At 56.6% G+C, this 17,532-nt stretch carries 17 protein-coding genes; 8 read left to right on the forward strand and 9 right to left on the reverse strand.

Annotation, left to right across the window (positions count from 1 at the left end):
- Positions 1-58: 58 nt before the first annotated feature.
- The 5 genes from ftsZ to mutT all read left to right on the forward strand — a co-directional run bounded on the left by ftsZ (position 59) and on the right by mutT (position 6,378).
- Positions 59-1,213: a cell division protein FtsZ gene (gene ftsZ, locus AC6I8I_RS03185; protein WP_009092127.1), complete on the forward strand. Its 1,155-nt coding sequence runs from the start codon at positions 59-61 to the stop codon at positions 1,211-1,213.
- Positions 1,214-1,314: 101 nt separating this feature from the next.
- On the forward strand, positions 1,315-2,232 hold the full coding sequence (gene lpxC / locus AC6I8I_RS03190) for a UDP-3-O-acyl-N-acetylglucosamine deacetylase (RefSeq protein WP_031376704.1): 918 nt from the start codon (positions 1,315-1,317) through the stop codon (positions 2,230-2,232).
- A gap of 298 nt (positions 2,233-2,530) precedes the next feature.
- A complete protein-coding gene (gene secM, locus AC6I8I_RS03195; protein WP_409455989.1) occupies positions 2,531-3,037 on the forward strand; it encodes a secA translation cis-regulator SecM in 507 nt (168 codons plus the stop codon).
- A 74-nt stretch (positions 3,038-3,111) separates the two neighbouring features.
- A complete protein-coding gene (secA, locus tag AC6I8I_RS03200; RefSeq protein WP_031376702.1) occupies positions 3,112-5,817 on the forward strand; it encodes a preprotein translocase subunit SecA in 2,706 nt (901 codons plus the stop codon).
- A 165-nt stretch (positions 5,818-5,982) separates the two neighbouring features.
- Entirely contained in the window at positions 5,983-6,378 is a 396-nt protein-coding gene (mutT, locus tag AC6I8I_RS03205) for an 8-oxo-dGTP diphosphatase MutT (protein WP_069728429.1), read from the forward strand.
- A gap of 30 nt (positions 6,379-6,408) precedes the next feature.
- On the opposite strand, the gene yacG is transcribed toward mutT, so the two are convergent.
- Genes yacG through coaE form a run of 3 tightly spaced genes read right to left on the reverse strand, consistent with a single transcriptional unit; the run spans position 6,409 to position 7,980 of the window.
- Positions 6,409-6,606 (reverse strand): DNA gyrase inhibitor YacG, encoded by a 198-nt coding sequence (gene yacG / locus AC6I8I_RS03210; protein ID WP_031376700.1) that lies wholly within the window; start codon positions 6,604-6,606, stop codon positions 6,409-6,411.
- 8 nt (positions 6,607-6,614) lie between these two features.
- Complete coding sequence (zapD, locus tag AC6I8I_RS03215) at positions 6,615-7,358, reverse strand: cell division protein ZapD (RefSeq protein WP_312055386.1); 744 nt, start codon at positions 7,356-7,358, stop codon at positions 6,615-6,617.
- Positions 7,359-7,362: 4 nt separating this feature from the next.
- On the reverse strand, positions 7,363-7,980 hold the full coding sequence (coaE, locus tag AC6I8I_RS03220; protein WP_312055387.1) for a dephospho-CoA kinase: 618 nt from the start codon (positions 7,978-7,980) through the stop codon (positions 7,363-7,365).
- A gap of 225 nt (positions 7,981-8,205) precedes the next feature.
- Between coaE and AC6I8I_RS03225 the strand changes: the two genes are divergently transcribed.
- Positions 8,206-9,246: a GMP reductase gene (locus AC6I8I_RS03225; RefSeq protein WP_312055388.1), complete on the forward strand. Its 1,041-nt coding sequence runs from the start codon at positions 8,206-8,208 to the stop codon at positions 9,244-9,246.
- Between the two features lie 213 nt (positions 9,247-9,459).
- Here AC6I8I_RS03225 and hofC read toward each other — a convergent pair whose 3' ends face one another.
- The 4 genes from hofC to nadC all read right to left on the reverse strand — a co-directional run bounded on the left by hofC (position 9,460) and on the right by nadC (position 13,551).
- The gene (hofC, locus tag AC6I8I_RS03230) at positions 9,460-10,659 is read right to left on the reverse strand and encodes a protein transport protein HofC (RefSeq protein ID WP_312055389.1); all 1,200 of its coding nucleotides are present in this window, start codon (positions 10,657-10,659) and stop codon (positions 9,460-9,462) included.
- Positions 10,652-12,037, reverse strand: coding sequence for a type II secretion system protein GspE (gene gspE, locus AC6I8I_RS03235; RefSeq protein WP_312055413.1), 1,386 nt, complete (start codon positions 12,035-12,037; stop codon positions 10,652-10,654). The genes hofC and gspE overlap by 8 nt, the downstream gene beginning before the upstream one ends.
- Positions 12,024-12,479: a prepilin peptidase-dependent pilin gene (ppdD, locus tag AC6I8I_RS03240; RefSeq protein ID WP_312055390.1), complete on the reverse strand. Its 456-nt coding sequence runs from the start codon at positions 12,477-12,479 to the stop codon at positions 12,024-12,026. Before ppdD ends, gspE begins: the two co-directional genes overlap by 14 nt.
- A gap of 175 nt (positions 12,480-12,654) precedes the next feature.
- Positions 12,655-13,551, reverse strand: coding sequence for a carboxylating nicotinate-nucleotide diphosphorylase (gene nadC, locus AC6I8I_RS03245; protein ID WP_312055391.1), 897 nt, complete (start codon positions 13,549-13,551; stop codon positions 12,655-12,657).
- A gap of 199 nt (positions 13,552-13,750) precedes the next feature.
- Here nadC and ampD point away from each other — a divergent pair, with 199 nt between their 5' ends.
- A complete protein-coding gene (gene ampD, locus AC6I8I_RS03250) occupies positions 13,751-14,302 on the forward strand; it encodes a 1,6-anhydro-N-acetylmuramyl-L-alanine amidase AmpD (protein WP_312055392.1) in 552 nt (183 codons plus the stop codon).
- A 16-nt stretch (positions 14,303-14,318) separates the two neighbouring features.
- Complete coding sequence (gene ampE, locus AC6I8I_RS03255; protein WP_312055393.1) at positions 14,319-15,173, forward strand: beta-lactamase regulator AmpE; 855 nt, start codon at positions 14,319-14,321, stop codon at positions 15,171-15,173.
- Here the strand turns inward: ampE and AC6I8I_RS03260 are convergent.
- Both AC6I8I_RS03260 and AC6I8I_RS03265 read right to left on the reverse strand, forming a co-directional pair.
- Positions 15,155-16,114, reverse strand: a complete 960-nt coding sequence (locus AC6I8I_RS03260) for a glycoside hydrolase family 43 protein (protein ID WP_312055394.1) — start codon at positions 16,112-16,114, stop codon at positions 15,155-15,157. The two genes, ampE and AC6I8I_RS03260, sit on opposite strands and share 19 nt — an antisense overlap.
- Positions 16,111-17,523 (reverse strand): glycoside-pentoside-hexuronide (GPH):cation symporter, encoded by a 1,413-nt coding sequence (locus AC6I8I_RS03265; RefSeq protein WP_312055395.1) that lies wholly within the window; start codon positions 17,521-17,523, stop codon positions 16,111-16,113. Before AC6I8I_RS03265 ends, AC6I8I_RS03260 begins: the two co-directional genes overlap by 4 nt.
- Positions 17,524-17,532 lie beyond the last annotated feature (9 nt).

A 17,532-nucleotide genomic window follows, 5' to 3' on the forward strand; every position in this document is an offset into this window, starting at 1 on the left:
GGATCATGCTGTTTTGTTTAGTGATCTCCAGGCGACAGGCACATAACGGAGAGAAATCATGTTTGAACCTATGGAATTAACCAATGACGCGGTGATTAAAGTCATCGGCGTCGGCGGTGGCGGTGGCAACGCCGTAGAGCACATGGTACGCGAGCGTATCGAAGGTGTGGAATTCTTTGCTGTGAATACCGACGCGCAAGCGCTGCGTAAAACAGCTGTCGGCCAGACGATTCAGATCGGTAATAACATTACCAAAGGTCTGGGTGCGGGTGCGAACCCGGAAGTCGGCCGTAACTCTGCAGAAGAAGATCGCGAAGCACTGCGTTCTGCGCTGGAAGGGGCAGACATGGTCTTCATCGCAGCCGGCATGGGCGGCGGTACCGGTACCGGTGCAGCGCCTGTGGTAGCGGAAGTGGCGAAGGATCTGGGTATCCTGACCGTAGCCGTTGTCACCAAGCCGTTCAACTTCGAAGGCAAGAAACGCATGGCGTTTGCTGAGCAGGGGATCGCGGAACTCTCTAAGCATGTCGATTCACTGATTACTATTCCAAACGACAAGCTACTGAAAGTTCTGGGTCGCGGCATCTCCCTGCTGGACGCCTTTGGCGCAGCCAACGACGTGCTGAAAGGCGCGGTTCAGGGTATCGCCGAACTGATTACCCGTCCGGGTCTGATGAACGTCGACTTTGCTGACGTGCGTACCGTGATGTCTGAAATGGGTTACGCCATGATGGGTTCAGGCGTTGCCTGTGGCGAAGACCGCGCTGAAGAAGCGGCTGAAATGGCGATCTCCAGCCCACTGCTGGAAGATATCGACCTGTCTGGCGCGCGCGGCGTGCTGGTCAACATCACGGCTGGCTTCGACCTGCGTCTGGATGAGTTCGAAACCGTGGGTAACACTATCCGCGCCTTCGCCTCTGACAACGCGACAGTGGTGATCGGTACCTCACTGGATCCAGAAATGAATGACGAACTGCGCGTCACCGTGGTGGCAACCGGTATCGGCATGGACAAACGTCCGGAAATCACCCTGGTGACCAATAAGCCAGCCAGCCAGCCGGTTATGGATCATCGCTATCAGCAGCACGGTATGTCACCGCTGCCGCAGGAGCAGAAACCGGCGGCTAAAGTGGTTAACGACCAGGCTGCGCAATCAAACAAAGAGCCAGACTACCTTGATATTCCGGCGTTTTTGCGTAAGCAAGCCGACTAGGATTAACCCTATAATTGGGTTCTCCCGCTCTTTGTGCTAAAGTGTCTGCCCGCTGGTAAAGTATACTAGCGGTCGGAAAGGTAATATTGCGAGATAATACGATGATCAAACAAAGGACACTAAAACGTATTGTTCAGGCGACTGGTGTCGGTTTACATACCGGCAAGAAAGTCACACTGACATTACGCCCTGCGTCGGCTAATACCGGGGTCATCTATCGTCGCACCGACTTGAATCCACCGGTAGATTTTCCGGCTGATGCAAAATACGTGCGCGACACCATGCTGAGTACCTGCCTGGTGAATGATGAAGGCGTGCGTATTTCAACGGTCGAACACCTTAATGCCGCCCTAGCGGGTCTGGGGATCGATAACATTATTGTTGAAGTCGATGCACCAGAAATCCCGATTATGGATGGCAGCGCAGCACCGTTTATCTATCTGCTGATGGATGCGGGTATCGAGCAGCTCAACAGCGCGAAGAAATTTGTGCGCGTTAAGCAGACCGTGCGTGTGGAAGAGGGTGACAAATGGGCTGAGATCAAACCGTACAACGGTTTCTCGCTCGACTTCACCATTGACTTCAAACACCCGGCGATCGATTCCAGCTCGCAGCGTTATGCGATGAACTTCTCTGCTGACGCCTTTGTTCGTCAAATCAGCCGGGCGCGTACATTTGGCTTTATGCGTGAAATCGAATATCTGCAGTCTAAAGGCCTGTGCCTGGGCGGTAGCTTAGATTGTGCGATAGGTCTGGATGATTTCCGCGTACTGAATGAAGAAGGCCTGCGTTTTGAGGACGAGTTTGTCCGCCACAAAATGCTGGACGCTATCGGCGACCTGTTTATGTGTGGTCATAACATTATTGGCGCCTTCACCGCGTTCAAATCGGGCCATGCGCTGAACAACAAGCTGCTGCAAGCGGTTCTGGCTAAGCAGGAAGCCTGGGAATGGGCAACCTTCGAAGACGAAGCTGAACTGCCGCTGGCATTCAAAGCACCGAATCTGGTTCTGGCTTAATTACCTCAGAACGTGAAACGGCTGGTTATGCTGACACCCTCTCCGGTCAGCGGCGCCAGCCGTTTTTTTATGGTTCCCGCCCCTGCTGCTGCTGTCGAGCCTGCTCGTACCGCGCCGCCTGTTTTGCTGAATTGCTGAACAATCGCGCGCAATTTCTCGCACCGCCACTTTAATCCCAGGTGTGGATGCCCCACATTAGTGATACTATCTCTGGCGCTTTTACAGGCTGAATACCGCTGCCGCTCGCGGCGGGCGAACGAAAACGGAAGCGCAACAGAGCATGCGCGATGGAAAGGTTGTGATCGGAATTCTTCTGCGCTGGCGACAATTAGGTAGACGCTATTTCTGGCCTCATCTCCTGTTAGGGATGGTCGCGGCCAGTCTCGGCTTACCTGCCTGTGCGCAAAGTTCTGAACTCAATGCTTCATCTGAATCGCCGGCCAGTAGCCTGTTCATGGGCAACGCCGCGCGGTTTGATCATCTGATTCGCCTGCAGGAAACGGCACGCCGCCCCAGTTTCAATGTGGATTACTGGCACCAGCACGCCATCCGCACCGTTATTCGTCATCTCTCTTTCACGCTAACCCCCCAGGCGCAGGCGGAACAACAAACTCTGCCGCTGGCGGCACAAAAGCTGGCGCTGATCGATTCGCTGCATGACTTACTGACGTCACACTCTGCGTTGCGCGCTGTGCCGCAGACAACCCCGACTCCACCGCTGTTTACGGCTGTCACCCGCTCATGGGTTGAATGGCATGCCCGCGTTCATGGCATCCGCGCCGGACCCACCCGATTGTCCTGCTAATATTTTTGGTTTTATTCACTCTGTTTAGATTTTGCAGACCGGAATGATCCGGCTGAATTGAGAATATATTTATTATGTTAATCAAAATGTTAACCAAGGTTTTTGGTAGCAGTAACGATCGTACTCTGCGTCGCATGCGTAAAGTGGTGGATGTCATCAACAAGATGGAGCCGGACTTTGAAAAGCTCTCTGATGATGAACTGAAAGGCAAAACCGAACTGTTCCGTGAGCGCCTGAAAAAAGGCGAGACGCTGGAAAGTCTGATCCCGGAAGCTTTTGCTACCGTGCGTGAAGCGAGTAAGCGCGTGTTCGGCATGCGTCACTTCGACGTCCAGCTGATCGGCGGTATGGTGCTGAATGACCGCTGCATCGCCGAGATGCGTACCGGTGAAGGTAAAACCCTGACCGCCACGCTGCCAGCTTATCTGAATGCGCTCTCCGGCAAAGGGGTGCACGTGGTTACCGTCAACGACTATCTGGCACAGCGTGATGCTGAGAATAACCGTCCGTTGTTTGAGTTCCTCGGCCTGACCGTCGGCATCAATATGTCGGGTCTGCCAGCAGTAGCGAAGCGTGAAGCTTACGCCGCTGATATTACTTACGGCACCAACAACGAATATGGCTTCGATTACCTGCGCGACAATATGGCTTTCAGCCCGGAAGAGCGCGTGCAGCGTAAACTGCACTACGCACTGGTGGATGAAGTTGACTCCATCCTGATCGATGAAGCGCGTACCCCGCTGATCATTTCGGGGCCAGCGGAAGACAGCTCTGAGCTCTATACCAAAGTAAACAAAATCATTCCGCACCTGATTCGCCAGGATAAAGAAGACACTGAAACCCATCAGGGTGAAGGCGACTTCTGGGTGGATGAAAAAGCCCGTCAGGCGCACATGTCTGAACGCGGACTGGTTAAGGTGGAAGAGCTGCTGGTCAGCCAGGGCATTATGGAAGCCGGCGAATCACTCTATTCACCGACCAACATTATGCTGATGCACCACGTTACCGCGGCGCTGCGCGCCCATGCGCTGTTTACCCGCGATGTGGATTACATCGTGAAAGATGGCGAAGTGGTGATTGTTGATGAGCACACCGGTCGTACCATGCAGGGTCGTCGCTGGTCAGACGGACTGCATCAGGCGATTGAAGCCAAAGAAGGGGTAGAGATCCAGAACGAGAACCAGACGCTGGCCTCTATCACTTTCCAGAACTACTTCCGTATCTACGAAAAGCTGGCCGGTATGACCGGGACCGCGGATACCGAAGCGTTCGAATTCAGCTCTATCTACAAGCTCGATACCATTGTGGTACCGACTAACCGTCCAATGGTGCGTAAAGATCTGGCCGATCTGGTCTACATGACCGAGAAAGAGAAGATCGACGCGATCATCGAAGATATTCGTGAACGTACCGCCAACGGCCAGCCGGTGCTGGTCGGGACCATCTCGATTGAGAAATCGGAAGTGGTCTCTAACGAACTGACACGTGCCGGTATTAAACACAACGTCCTGAACGCCAAATTCCACGCCCGCGAAGCGGAAATCGTGGCACAGGCGGGTCAGCCGGGCGCGGTTACCATCGCCACCAACATGGCCGGTCGTGGTACTGACATCATGCTGGGTGGCAGCTGGCACGCCGAAGTGGCCGAGCTGGAAAACCCGACCGAAGCACAGATCGAAGAGATTAAAGCCGCATGGCAGATTCGCCATGACGCGGTACTGGCGTCCGGCGGTTTACACATCGTCGGTACTGAGCGCCACGAGTCGCGTCGTATCGATAACCAGCTGCGTGGTCGTGCAGGCCGTCAGGGCGACGCCGGTTCTTCCCGTTTCTACCTGTCGATGGAAGATGCGCTGATGCGTATTTTCGCCTCGGATCGCGTCTCTAACATGATGCGTAAACTGGGGATGAAGCCGGGTGAAGCGATTGAGCACCCGTGGGTGACCAAAGCGATTGCCAATGCACAGCGCAAAGTTGAGAGCCGTAACTTCGATATTCGTAAGCAGCTGCTGGAATATGACGATGTGGCCAACGATCAGCGCCGTGCCATCTACAGTCAGCGTAACGAACTGCTGGATGTGTCAGACGTGAGCGAAACCATCAACAGCATCCGTCATGACGTCTACAAAGCGACCATCGATACCTACATTCCGCCGCAGTCACTGGAAGAGATGTGGGATGTGCCAGGGCTGGAAGAGCGCCTGCGTACTGACTTCGATCTCAACCTGCCGATTGCGGAATGGCTGGACAAAGAGCCCGATCTGCATGAAGAGGTGCTGCGTGAGCGCATCATGACCCATGCGATGGAAAACTATGCCGCCAAAGAAGAGGTGGTGGGTGCTGAGATGATGCGTAACTTCGAAAAAGGCGTGATGTTGCAGACGCTGGATTCGCTGTGGAAAGAGCATCTGGCGGCGATGGATTATCTGCGTCAGGGCATCCATCTGCGTGGCTACGCGCAGAAGGATCCGAAGCAGGAGTACAAACGGGAATCGTTCGCCATGTTTGCCGCCATGCTGGAATCACTGAAATATGAAGTGATCAGTACGCTGAGCAAGGTCCAGGTGCGGATGCCGGAAGAAGTTGAAGCGATGGAGCAGCAGCGTCGAGAAGAGGCTGAACGTCTGGCCCAGCAGCAGCAGCTGAGCCACGTTGAAGAAGAGACGCTGGCGGCCGAAGCACTGGCGCAGCAGAGTGGCGAACGCAAAGTCGGACGCAACGATCCCTGCCCATGCGGTTCAGGTAAAAAATATAAACAGTGTCACGGCCGCCTGGCCTGAGACTAACCGCTGATGAAAAAGGGGCCTCTGGCTCCTTTTTTTTGGCTGCCGCACGCCCGCGACAGAAGCTGAGTTTCGCGGTTGCGGCAGGTTAAAGCGGTTAACTTCCGCCACACCCTGTTTTAAACTCACCGCTCATTCACCAACAATTCCGGGATATTCTTCATGAAGCACCTGCAGGTCGCGGTTGGTATTATCCGCAATGCCGATAAACAGATTTTCCTTGCCCAGCGCGCGGCAACGTCCTATATGGCCAATAAATGGGAGTTTCCCGGCGGCAAGATTGAAGCGGGTGAGAGCGCCGAGCAGGGTCTGATTCGCGAATTGCAGGAAGAGACCGGCATTGAAGTCACCGAAGCGCGTCCGATTGGTCAGGCTGACCATAGTTATGAGGATCTGCGGGTAACGCTGCATTTCTTTCTGGTCGAAGGCTGGAAGGGTGAGCCGTGGGGCAAAGAGGGACAGCCGCAGCGTTGGGTTGATCAGCAGGCGCTGGTCGCCGAAGAGTTTCCTCCGGCGAATCATCAGCTGATTGCCCGCCTGATTGCTGGCGAGTTCTGACAGGATGGGGCAACTCACCCCATCCGGCAATTAATGGTCTTCTTCGCTCCAGTTATCGCTGTCATTCAGATCGCCGCTGCTGGGAATACGTTTTTCTTCAGCGGCCCATTCACCTAAATCAATCAGCTGGCAGCGCTTGCTGCAAAACGGCCGCCACGGGCTGAGTTCATCCCAGATAACATCTTTGCCGCACTGAGGACAGGCGACGGTCATAACTTCTTGCTGCATCTTCACCTCTAACAACAGGCCAGTTGAAAGTTGAGTCGGGCCGGCACTTCACCACGCTCACTATCAAGCGGCATAAAACGAATGGCATAACGGCTTTTATGGCCGGAGACCTGCGGATAGAGCGCATCCTCCAGCGACAGCTGCAGGCGGAGCAGGTCGGCGCCTTCAGCATTGTCCTGATAAAAGCCATTCAGGCTGGTCTGGTTGCGAAATGCCCCGGACTGACGGATCAGGTCGAGGATCATCGCCAGCGCGTGATGCAGCGGTACCAGCGTCTGCATCCAGGCTTCTACCTGGGCATCACGCGCCTCCTGGGGTAAATGCAGCCAGATATGCAGGCCGGGTAAATCAAAACTGCAGCAGCCGCCAGGAATGCTCAGGCGTTGACGCACCAGCGCAATCAGACGATCTTCCCGCAGTTGTTGGCCCATCCGCGGCGCATTCATCAGCTGGGTTGACTGCATTTTTAACTTTTCACGCAGGGCATCCACCAGCGTCATATCCACGCCGGGCACATCAGCCCAGGCACGTAATTTCTGCTGCTGGCGCTCCAGCTCTTTCAACAACTCGGTACGCATATCGCCCCGCTCGAAAATATCGAGCAGTTCGCCGATCAGACGAAAAAAGGTCAGGGCATTAACAGTTTTATCCAGCGGGGTAGTCTCATCCAGCTGGTTAATCAGAAACTCAACCCGTAACCAGGTTCGCATTTTTTCATTCAAAGGATGTTCAAACAGAACGGGTGTGCTCATGGTGTTAATCCTGTTTCGTTGCCGCCAGCCTGAGGTAGCGCTGATGGAGTCCGGCAACCTGTGGCAATGCATCTTCAGGCTCGCCACTGTTATCAATAATGTCATCGGCACAGGCGAGGCGTTGCTGCCGCGTGGCCTGTGCCGCAAGAATACGTTGCACCTGAGCGAGTGAAAGCTGGTCGCGTTGCTGAGTGCGGGCTATTTGTGTCGCTTCGTCGACATCAATCACCAGTACCCGGTCAGCCTGGTGCTGTAACTGATTTTCCACCAGCAACGGCACCACCCACAGCACGTAAGGTGAAGAGGCTGCGGCGATCAGCTGTTGGGTGCGGGCATTAATCAGCGGGTGCAGCAGCGCGTTTAACCAGCTTTTCTCTTCCGGCGTCTGAAAAATAATATCGCGTAACCGTGCACGATCCAGGGTGCCCTGTTCGGTCAGGATCACAGCACCGTATCGTGCCTCTATCGCCTGTAAAGCCGGCGTCCCAGGCTCAACCACTTCGCGCGCAATCAGGTCAGCATCGATAATGTCGACCCCGAGCGCAGCGAACTGTCTGGCAATCGAGCTTTTACCGCTGCCGATTCCCCCTGTCAGCGCTATGGTGTAGGGCCTATTTCCCATCTGACTTCTCTTTTGGACACAGGTTCATGTTAATGGTCTGGATCAGTAACGCAAAAATGCGGGCCAGATCACAACGATAATGCTCAGCTAAATTTTACGGATTGTAGCGTAAATAAAGTGAAATTCGCAGTCTTGTCGCCGGACGGCAGGCGCGTATCATAAGGTCACTGGAGCCGTGCTGGCTTCGCGAACTGCGGTTCGTTGCCACTCACCAGGACATGACACATGCGTATTGAAGAAGATTTGAAACTGGGCTTTAAAGACGTTCTGATTCGCCCAAAACGTTCCACGCTGAAAAGCCGCTCGCAGGTTGAGCTGGAGCGCAGTTTTACCTTTAAGCACTCCGGCCTGAGCTGGAGCGGTGTCCCGATCATCGCCGCCAATATGGATACCGTCGGTACCTTTCTGATGGCAGAAGCGCTGGCCAGCTTTAATATCCTGACGGCGGTGCATAAGCATTACAGCGTAGATGACTGGCGAGCGTTTATTCAGCGCGTGCCCGCGTCGGTACTGAACGCGGTAATGGTCTCTACCGGCACCTCTGAAGCGGACTTTACTAAGCTGAACGCCATTATGGCCTTGTCAGAGAAATTGCAGTTTATCTGCATTGATGTGGCTAACGGCTACTCGCAGCATTTTGTCGATTTTCTGCAGCGTGCCCGCGAAGCGTTTCCTGGCAAAACCATCTGTGCCGGTAATGTAGTCACCGGGGAAATGGTGGAAGAGCTGATTCTGTCTGGTGCCGATATTGTCAAAGTGGGCATTGGCCCTGGCTCAGTCTGCACCACGCGGGTGAAGACCGGCGTGGGCTACCCACAGCTCTCGGCGGTGATTGAGTGCGCTGATGCGGCGCACGGACTGGGTGGACAGATTGTCAGTGACGGTGGCTGTGCGGTGCCGGGTGATATTGCTAAAGCCTTTGGCGGCGGTGCCGACTTTGTAATGCTGGGCGGTATGCTGGCAGCACACGATGAATGTGAAGGCAAGGTCATCGAAGAGAATGGCGAAAGCTTCATGCTGTTTTATGGCATGAGTTCAGAGTCGGCAATGAAGCGTCACGTGGGTGGCGTTGCGGAGTATCGTGCGGCGGAAGGAAAAACCGTGAAGCTGCCTTTGCGCGGACCAGTAGCCGATACGGCACGCGACATTCTGGGTGGCCTGCGTTCAGCCTGTACCTACGTCGGGGCAGAGCGTCTGAAGGAACTGACCAAGCGCACCACTTTTATCCGGGTGACTGAGCAGGAAAACCGGGTGTTTAACCGATAGTCTGTTCGGTTGTCAGCGATTAAGCGTCGGAGAGTGATCGACAGTGGCTGATGGTTGGTTAATACAGTCAGGCACCGATCCTGGTTTCCGATACTGGCGCACCAGCAGTAGTCCATCGATGTTCACGCATCGACAGCCATTAACCTGCTGTCGTTCAACAGACTTCATCGGTGACTCAGCTGATTTCACAGTAAAGGGCGCATAACGCGCCCTTTAATGCATCGCATCACCCAGCCCGAACACCGGCAGGTACATCGCAATCACCAGCGTACCGACAATGCCGCCTATCACTACCATCATCATTGGCTCCAGTGAGGCAGCCAGCGCGTCAGCACGTTGCCGGGTCTCTCCTTCATGCCACTCAGCCAGTCTGGCCAGCATCAGATCTAACGCCCCTGCTTCTTCACCGACGCGAATCAGCTGGCCACAAAGTGCAGTAAACAGCGGATGCTGCGCCAGCGCCTGATGCAGCGGTTTGCCTGCGGCGATATGCTGTTGCAGCGCAGCAATCGCTTCCCGCCACAGCAGGGAGGAGAGGGTAACCTCAACAGCGGCAAGACCCTGCAACAGGGTGAGTCCGGCGTGCTGTGTCAGCTGCAGGATGGTATAAATCTGCGTTAGCTGCGAACCGCGCCACAGTCCGGCAAGCAGCGGGATGCGGAGAAAAAAACGCTGCTCCCGCCGCTGCCAGCTGGCTGAACGTCGCCGCAGCTGTTGCCAGCCCACCAGTACCAGCAACAGCACGCTGGCTAACCACAGTCCCCACTGCTGCAACACAGCGGAGAGCTGCATCACCGCGGCGGTAAACGCCGGTAGCGGTGCGTCAAACGAGGCATACACTGTGACGAATTCCGGCAGCACAAACAGCAGCATGCCACAGCTGACAGCTATGGCCACCAGCAGAATGAACAGCGGATAGCGCAGCGCCTTCACCACCTGTTGCCACAGCTGTTGCTGCCGGGTCTGCTGTTGTGCCAGTTCGCTGCAGCAGACATCCAGCTGGCCGGTCAGCTCGCCGACCTCCATCAGGGCCGGATAGAGCGGCGGAAAGATTTGCGGCCACTCACGCAGCGCCTGTGAAAAAGGCTGACCGCTCAATACCCGATGATGCAGCGCCAGCATCAGTGCCCGCCAGCCGGCGTGCGGATGCCCCTCCGCCAGCAGAACCAGCCCCTCCGCCAGCGGTAAGCCCGCTTTAAGCAGGGTTGCCAGCTGGCGTATCAGATCGGTTTTATGCTGCCACGTCCAGGCAGAACGTCGCCAGACCTTTTCGCATTTCCAGCTGACCGGCAGGAGATCGCGCTGTGCCAGCATCAGCAGCAGATTCTCACTGTCGATAGCCAGCAGCTGGCCGCTTTGCAACGCGCCCTGACTGTCAACTGCCTGCCAGCGAAACAGCGCCGGATTAGCCATCTTCCAGCCCGATAACCCGTTGCATCTCTTCCAGCGAGGTATCGCCGCGGCTCACAGCTTCGAGACCGGAGGCAAGCAGAGTACGCAGTCCCTGCTGCTTTGCCAGGCTGAGCAGATTCTCAAGCGGCATCTCTGCCGCAATGGCGTTTTGCAGTCTGGCGTTCATCGGCAGCAGCTCAAACAGCGCCAGCCGGCCAAAATAACCCGAGAAACAGTGATCGCAGCCGGGCGCGCGCCAGGTCTGCAGCGTGCCGGGCCAGAGTTCGGAAGGATAGTGCGCCACCGCCTGCGCCGGCTGACGGCAATGCGGGCAGAGCCTTCGCACCAGACGCTGCGCGACGATCAGCCGTAGCGCCGATCCCAGCAGATAGCCAGCAATGCCCATCTGGCGTAAGCGGGTCAGGGTCTCGGCAGTTGAATTGGTATGTAGCGTGGAGAGCACCAGATGCCCGGTCTGCGCGGCCTTAACCGCAATCTCGGCGGTTTCTGCATCGCGGATTTCGCCGACCATAATCACGTCCGGGTCCTGGCGCAACAGCGCACGCAGTACGCGATGGAAGTCGAGCCCGGTTTTACCGTGAATCTGGGTCTGGTTAATGCCGGGCAGCGGGATTTCAATCGGGTCTTCGACGCTGCACAGATTTTTATCTGGTGTATTCAGCGCACTCAGCGCGCTGTAGAGCGTGAAGGTTTTGCCGCTGCCGGTTGGCCCGGTCACCAGGATCAGTCCCTGCGGCTGGGCCAGCGCCGAGCACATCAGGCGTAACTGTGCGGCGGGAAGCCCCAGCTTATCCAGCGACAACGCCGCGCTTTCGCTCTGCAGCAGCCGCACCACCGCCTTTTCACCGCCATGGATCGGCAGGGTAGCGAGGCGAAACGAGGCCGGTTTGCCCGCAATCTCCAGGCTGAACTGACCATCCTGCGGTAACCGACGCTCGGCAATATCCAGTCCGCCGAGGATTTTCAGGCGCGCCAGCAGTGCCGCGGGCTGGGTGGCGGGCAGCGAGGAGAGCGGATGCAGGACGCCGTCAATCCGCAGCCTGACCCGCAGACCCTCCCGCCAGGGCTCAATGTGAATATCTGACGCGCGACGTTCCAGTGCCTGTTGCAGTATCTGCTGTGTTGCCTCAACGGCTGACTCTGCCGGTGCATCTTCGCGGGCTGACAGCGGCGTTGCGGCGTGCTGCAGCTGATCGAGACGCGCCTGCGGCCAGCACTCAATCTCAATCTGACACTGGCTGGCGAAATTAAGCGCTTCAGCCAGCCCGTGCGGCACGCTTTCCGCCACGGCGACCCGCAGCTGACTGGCATCATGCTGCAGCACCAGAGCGCGGTAGCGCTGGCATAATGCCGCTATCGCCGCATCAGGCTTGTTCATCATTTGCCCCTTTGTCGGCAAAGCGGAACTGGGCAAGGCAGTTGTCGCGCAGGCTGATGTTGCTGCTGGTACAGCTCCGTTGCCAGCTGATGCTGCCTTCCGTGCTGTCCCATACCGGCAGCATCTCAACGCTTAAGCCCTTCAGATTCTCCTGACCGGTCAGGGTGATGATGCCTTTGGTCACGCTGAGCGCTGAAACGTAGCGTGAGCTTCTGACGGCAGGAATGCCGTGCTCGCCAGCCTGACACTGCGCCGGATCGCCGCGCTCCATGGCGCAGAGTTCAACTGCAGTTTTGTACGGCACCATGGTTTGCAGCATGTCGGTAAGTGCCGCGCGCTGCAGATAGTTTTGATAAGCGGGCAGGCCAATGGCGCTTAAGATCGCCACGATACCCACCACAATCATCAGTTCAACCAGCGTAAATCCGCGTTGATAATTCATCACATCGCCTCCTGATTAAGAAAACGTCAGACTAAAAAGGCGGGCAGCAGAATCACAGTCGCAGAGTGAAACAATGGAAAAGGGGGCGAGAACATATTTATGGCTTGCAGTGCAGCCGAAAAGGTCATGGAAGGGGGATCGCAAAAAACGCCGTGCGGGAACACGGCGCGGTCTCTTACTGTTGCTGAAAACGCATCGATAAATCGAGTGCCCGCACATGTTTGGTCAGCGCGCCCACGGAGACATAATCGACGCCGGTCTGCGCAATCTGAGGCAAGGTGGCTTCCGTAACGTTGCCAGAGACTTCCAGCAGCGCCCGCCCCTGATTACGCTCCACCGCGGTCCGCATCTGATCCAGGCTGAAGTTATCCAGCATGACGATATCCGCCGCTGCGTCCAGCGCCTGGTCCAGCTCCTCCAGAGATTCGACTTCAACTTCTACCGGCACATCCGGCTGCAGCCACTGCGCCTTTTCTACTGCCTGACGGATCGATCCGCTGGCAATAATGTGGTTCTCTTTAATCAGATAGGCATCGGACAGGCCGAGGCGATGGTTACTGCCGCCACCGCACAGTACGGCATATTTCAGCGCGGTACGCAGCCCGGGCAGGGTTTTTCGCGTGTCCAGCAGCTGCGTCTGGCTATTCGCCAGCAGCGCTACATAGCGGCTGACCTCGGTGGCAACGCCAGAAAGCGTCTGGACAAAATTGAGCGCGGTACGTTCAGCGGTCAGCAGCAGTCGCGCCGGGCCATCGATGTCGAACAGCGGCTGATCAGGCTCGATGCGGTCGCCATCTTTCACATGCCAGGTCAGGGTCGCGTGCGAGCCAAGCTGAATAAACACCTCTTCGACCCAGCGTTTACCACAGAAAACACCCGCCTCACGGGTAATCACCTGCGCGTGGGCCTGCGTTTCGGCAGGTAACAGCTGAGCAGTGATATCACGATCGGCGTCAATTTCGCCGCCAAGATCTTCCTGTAAAGCACGCGCGACAGCCTCAGGGATGTCACCTTCAATGCGTCTAATCAGCGCCTGGCGGCGACTGTCCGGATCATAACCACGCGAAGACATATGCGATCAACTCCAAAAAAGGGATGATGAGTGAGGCGTTCACAATAGCCTGAACCGCCGCAGCGTACCAGAGATGAACAGAATTTTGTTTAGTATCCTTAACAACAGCTGTTCGGGTCGCAGTTTGATGACGCATTAAGACGCAAGAAACCCTTACTATTCATGCTATTCTCAGCCTGATTGAACAAGGAAATGCAGCATGAAACTTGAAGATGGCTGGCTGACCGGGGTGCGTCAGGTCCCCTCGCCGCATTGCAATGATCGACCCGACGACGAGGCACCTTCGCTGCTGGTGATCCACAATATCAGCCTGCCGCCGGGCGAATTTGGCGGTCCGTGGATCGACAAACTGTTCACCGGTACGCTGCCGCCGGATGCTCATCCCTATTTTGCGGATATCGCCAGCCTGCGCGTGGCGGCGCACTGCCTGATTCGCCGGCAAGGTGAGATTGTACAGTATGTGCCGTTTGATAAACGCGCCTGGCATGCGGGCGTGTCACAGTTCGACGGCCGGGAAAACTGCAACGACTTCTCGATTGGCATTGAACTGGAAGGGACGGATAACCAACCCTATACCGAGGCGCAATACCGGGCGCTGCAACAGGTTACACAGGTGTTGTTGCAGCACTATCCCATCACGCCTGCGCGCATTACCGGACACAGTGATATCGCGCCGGTGCGCAAAACCGATCCCGGACCTGCATTTGACTGGGACTACTATAAGCAGCTGTTAACGCAGCAAAAATCGTGATTTTTGCGGAGTCAGTATGACGTTGTTTACCTTGTTATTGGTTTTAGGCTGGGAGCGCCTGTTTAAGCTGGGCGAGCACTGGCAGCTCGAACATCGGCTGGAGCCGTTTTTTCGTCGTCGCCAGCATTTCTCGATGATGCGCACCCTGCTGATGACGGTGCTGGTGATGGCCGTGACGGCACTGGTAGTCTGGAGCCTGAAGGGGTTGCTGTTTGGCGTGCTGCAACTGCTGTTCTGGATCGTCATCGGGCTGTTATGTATCGGGGCGGGATCGGTTCGTCTGCACTATCACACCTATCTGAAAGCGGCCAGCCACGATGATGCCGCTGCCCATCAGGCGATGGCGGCAGAGCTGACTCTGATCCACGGTGTGCCGGTTGAGTGCAGCGAGCGTGAATTCCTGCGCGAACTGCAGAATGCGCTAATCTGGATTAACTTCCGCTTCTACCTCGCGCCGATGTTCTGGCTGGTGGCAGGCGGCGCATGGGGACCGGTGCTGCTGGTGGGTTACGCATTCCTGCGCGCCTGGCAGGGCTGGCTGGCAAAACAGGGCACGCCGATGGCGCGTGCGCAGTCGGGCGTGGATAGCATACTGCATGTGCTCGACTGGATCCCGGTGCGGCTGGCAGGTGTGGCCTACGCCTTGCTGGGACACGGCGAGAAAGCGTTGCCGGCATGGTTTGCCTCGCTGACCGACCGTCATCGTTCGCAGTATCAGGTGCTGACCAGCCTGGCCCAGTTCTCGCTGTCGCGCGATCCGCACACTGATAAAGTGGAAACGCCACGGGTTGCCGTGGCGTTAGCGAAACGAACGTCGCTGGTGCTGGTGGTGGCCGTTGCGTTGCTGACGATCTACGGCACGCTGGTGTGATCGGCGGGCGGCACGCCAAAGTCAGGTGTGCCATCTGCCCGCCAGTCAAAGTACTTCAGCCGGGTATGGCGATTCGGATCCCATAACGGATCGCCTTCAATTTCGGTGTAGTTACGCGCGTGGTAAACCAGCACGTCGCGTCCCGCCTCATCCTGGGTAAAGCTGTTGTGACCCGGTCCATACTGATGATTATCCCAGCTCGATACAAACACCGGCCGCGCAGATTTCTGCCAGGCGGTGACGTCGAGCGGATCGGCATCGATCGCAATCGACAGTAAACCCAGACAGTAATTCTCATCGGTGGCGCTGGCAGAGTAGGTTACGAACAGCCGATCGCCATGGCTGATCACCGCCGCGCCTTCGTTAACGCTAAACCCGGCACATTCCCATTCATATTCCGGCCGGCTCAGCATCACCGGCGTGCCTTTCAGCGTCCAGGGGTTAAGCAACTCTGCCAGATAGAGGTTGGAGTTACCCGGAATAGCCGGATCTTTTTGCGCCCACAGATACCAGTTCTTACCCTGGTGCACGAAGTGGGTGGCATCAAGTGAGAAGCTGTCGAACTGGCTGAATACCCGGCGGCAGGGCAGCCATTCGCCCTGCAGCGGATCGGCTGCATCACACACCAGCGCGTACATCCGATGCTGAAACAGACCATCTTTGATGTCGCGCGTCGGAGCCGCGGCGAAGTAGATCACCCACTGGCCATCAATAACGTGCAGTTCCGGCGCCCAGATCAGCTCGCTGCAGGGGCCGCTGTCCGGTTTGCGCCAGACCACCACCGGTTCGGCGCTGCGCAGGCCATCCAGCGTATCGGCCCGCCGGATCTCCAGCCGGTCATATTCCGGCACCGAGGCGATAAAATAGTAGTGCTGATCATGACGCAGGATAAACGGGTCGGCGCGCTGTTCAATAAAGGGATTAGGCCAGGTAGTGGTCATTTTACTTCTCCGGTTTGCGGGACAACGCCGTCGCGTGGGCGAGTAGTCTGTAAGTCTCGGAAATTTTCGCGGCGCAGCGCGAGATCCTGCTGGATAATGATCATCATTTTACGGTCGACCTTCATCAGGCGCACTACACCCGCAGTAATCAGATAGCCAACGCCAGGGATCACAGTAAACAGCAGCATGATGCCGTTGATCGCTTCCGGCGACTGCTGTTTCGCCCCGGCATTGTAGCCGTAGATCGACAACAGGAAGCCAACCATCGCCCCGGCGACCGCCAGTCCCACTTTGAGAAAGAACAGGTTACCAGAGAAGCTGATACCGGTGATGCGTTTGCCGGTTTTCCATTCGCCATAGTCATCTACATCGGCCATCAGCGACCAGTGCAGCGGCGACGGAATCTGATGCAGGATGTTCAGCACAAAGTAGGCGATCACCACCATCAGCGTGGCGTGCGGATCGATCCAGTAAAATGCGCTGGAGAACAGCGCCAGTGCAATGTTGGTCCAGAAGAAGACCTTGAGCTTACACCAGCGGTCGGTCAGCACTTTTGCCAGCGTACTGCCGAACATCATGCCAATCACGCCGAGGCTGATAAACAGCGTGGCGAAGTGGGTCGATTGTCCCATTACCCAGGTCACGTAATACATGGTGGCGGCCATGCGGATAAAACCGGGACAAACGTTGCAGAAGGTTAGCAGCAGAATGCGCACCCACTGGTCGTTTTTCCAGACGTCGCGCAGATCTTTCTTCAGATCGTCATTGCTGGGGACGGCAGGATGAATACGCTCACGCACCGTGGCAAAGCAGAACAGGAACATCGCCAGGCCGATGGTTGCCAGCACGGTCATCGCCATCTGATAGCCCCGCGCCTTGTCTTCGCCGCCAAACCATTCCGCCATCGGCAGCAGCGACATCGACAGGATCAGCGTTGCGATGCCGACCATCACGAAACGGTAAGACTGACAGGAGACGCGCTCACCGGGATCGTTGGTAATTACGCCGCCCAGCGAGCAGTAGGGAATGTTGATGGCAGTGTAGGTCAGCGACATCAGGAAGTAGGTGACGAAGGCCCAGATCACCTTGTTATGGTAGGTCCAGTCCGGCGTGGTAAACATCAGCACGCTGAACAGCACATACGGGACGGAAACCCACAGCAGCCACGGGCGGAAACGACCCCAGCGACTCTGGGTGCGATCGGCAATCGCGCCCATAATCGGATCGGTTACCGCATCCAGTACCCGCACCGACAGCAGCAGCGTGCCGACCAGCGCCGGGGCTAAACCGAAAACATCGGTATAGAAGTAGTTAAGGAACAGCATGATGGCACCGCCAATCATGTTGCATCCGGCATCGCCCATGCCATAACCCAGTTTTTCTCGAAACGAGAGGGCTGCACCTTTCATGGTTCTCTC

It is taken from the genome of Pantoea sp. X-Soil-YNGN-775 (assembly GCF_059730575.1).